Origin of the sequence: Mesorhizobium sp. M4A.F.Ca.ET.050.02.1.1 (genome assembly GCF_003997725.1) — a bacterium.
Lineage (GTDB): Bacteria > Pseudomonadota > Alphaproteobacteria > Rhizobiales > Rhizobiaceae > Mesorhizobium.
In genome coordinates this window covers 1-2,065 of record NZ_RZSG01000948.1, presented here as the reverse complement: position 1 = coordinate 2,065, position 2,065 = coordinate 1, and the positions used below count along the sequence as shown (strand labels likewise).

Here is a 2,065-nt window from a genome sequence, read left to right as displayed (position 1 = left end):
CGTAAAGACTGCCCTTGCTTCCCTTCATCGCGCACCTCAGAATCAACCCTGCCAGTCGATCATACTTGGCACTCCTGAAGAGAGTCGCACGCACCTGTGGGCGTGTCAACGGATTGTATTTTCTTGGTACACAATTTTTGGACGAGTGGATCGACGGCTCTCGATGGGAGCTATCAGCCGATCGCATAAGCAGCGGTGACGCGCAGAGGGGCCAGAAGGATTTTTCCTTCGAATGCCATAAGCCGGCGCGACCAGGCTGAGCTATGAAATTCTTAGCAAGATCAAATACTTAAGCCGATGGTACCGTTGGCTGGGATCGAACCAGCGACCTCCGGATCCACAATCCGGCGCTCTAACCAGCTGAGCTACAACGGCACGTCTGCCGGAGCGCGATCCAGGGGAAGCTCTGCTCTCCAGATCCGCTCTGTCGTTCGGCGATGCGTCCAATACGGACTATCGGAGCGTAATTCAAGGCCCTTGATGAGGCAAAGGCGGGTTCTGCGAACCGCGCCCGGTTTTCAACCAGCCAATTTCGGGCAAAAGAAAAGGCCGGCGGGAGGAGGTGCCGGCCTTTTCCTGTTACGAGCCAGCGGGAGGAGGTGCTGGCTGGTCATCCCGGAGAGCAGAGGGAGGAGGTTCCGCCCGCCGGGTATTCGCTTGGACAACTCTATCGCACATCTATTTGACTGATAAAATGCGACGTTTTGATGCATCGCCGAGTTATGCGAAGATATTAGGCGGCCTTGATGTCCTTCAAGGCCTTCTCGAAAGCGGTCTTGATCGGCTTGGAGACGTCCTCGGCAGCCTTGGAAGCGACGGCCTGGAATTCCTTGGCCTGCTCGACGGCCAGTTCGGCACGCTTGCGCAGGAATGCGGTCTGCAGCTCGACGACTTCCGACAGCGACTTGGCGCTGACCAGGGCTTCGAGATGCGAGAAGCCGGCGTCGGCATTGGCGCGCAGCGCGGCGATGGTCTTGAGCGACAGGTCGCCGGAAACGGTCTTGGCGGTCTCGAAGGTCGACTCCAGAACCTTCTGGGTCTCCTCGGCGCCGGTCTTCAACTTGGCATAGGCTTCCTTCGACTGCTCGACGCCCTTCTCGGCGAAGGCGCGGATCTGGTCGGTGGCCTTGGAAGCGTCGAAGCTCGGGAATTCAACGTTCTCGATGGTCTCGGCGGTCTTGATCTTGGACATTTTCCATCCTTTTCGCGGGTAGCGGCTTTGACAGAAAGCCGTCTCGTTCATGTATGATGGCAATATAGAGGTTTTTTTGTGCATTGCAACATCTTTGTTGCAGTGCACCATCAGAATCTTCCCCGCCGTTAACCAAGCGCTCAGAGATTTCGCCCGCCGCACGCCTTGGCTTGTGGACCTTCGCACCGCCCGCTTTTATTAACAAAGCGTTAACTGAAATTGCCCGCCGGAGGGATTCGCCAAGCGCATGCCGCCCGAAAACTATTCCTTCCTCGACGTTGCCGTGCTCGATGCGGTCCGCCAGCGCTTCGCCGCCGGCGATGCGATCGCTATATTGTCGGCCGACCTCGAACAGGTGATCTGGGCCAACGGCCCCGGAGCGGCGGTGTTCGGCTATCCGGACATCGAGGGCATCATCGGCGCCTCGGCGCGGCTGCCGCTGATCGCCAGGCGCCAGATCATGGCGACCAGCGGGTTTCCGCAGATCGGCAGCGACCGGGCCATCACGCTGCGGCTGGCGACCGGGATGGTGAGCCGCGCCGTCGGCTTCCTGGCCAGCGCGGTGGCGATGCCAGACGGCGAGAAAGCGATCATGCTCACGGTGCCCGCGGCGCAGACCGGCTCGCGCAGTGCTGCAGAGATCGCCAGCCGCGCCATTGGCGGCTTCACCGAGGACGGCCATTTCATCGCCTTCGTCGACGCAGCGGGCAAGGTAGAGGCCGCCTCCGACGGTTTTGCGGCGCTGGGCATCCTGCCCGAGACGCTGGCGGCGCTGGTCGCAGACGTAGCCGATGACAGCGACCGCATCGTCAAGCGCCTGGTCCCGGGCGGCAGCAATTCCTATCCGGCCGGCCTCGCGCGGCTGACCGAAAC

At 60.8% G+C, this 2,065-nt stretch carries 1 protein-coding gene, 1 tRNA gene and 1 pseudogene; 1 reads left to right on the top strand and 2 read right to left on the bottom strand.

Features of this window, described 5'->3' with window-relative positions; all coding sequences use genetic code 11:
• Positions 1–298: 298 nt before the first annotated feature.
• Positions 299–375: transfer RNA gene (locus EOA33_RS33505), tRNA-His, on the bottom strand.
• A gap of 358 nt (positions 376–733) precedes the next feature.
• Positions 734–1,192, bottom strand: coding sequence for a phasin (locus tag EOA33_RS33500; RefSeq protein WP_126056446.1), 459 nt, complete (start codon positions 1,190–1,192; stop codon positions 734–736).
• A 247-nt stretch (positions 1,193–1,439) separates the two neighbouring features.
• Between EOA33_RS33500 and EOA33_RS33495 the strand changes: the two are divergent.
• Positions 1,440–2,065, top strand: a pseudogene (locus EOA33_RS33495) (PAS domain-containing sensor histidine kinase); the annotation flags it as partial.

Bases quoted from the DNA above. Each gene is read 5' to 3' on its own strand.
- EOA33_RS33500 (WP_126056446.1), bottom strand. From the start codon at position 1,192: ATGTCCAAGATCAAGACCGCCGAGACCATCGAGAACGTTGAATTCCCG.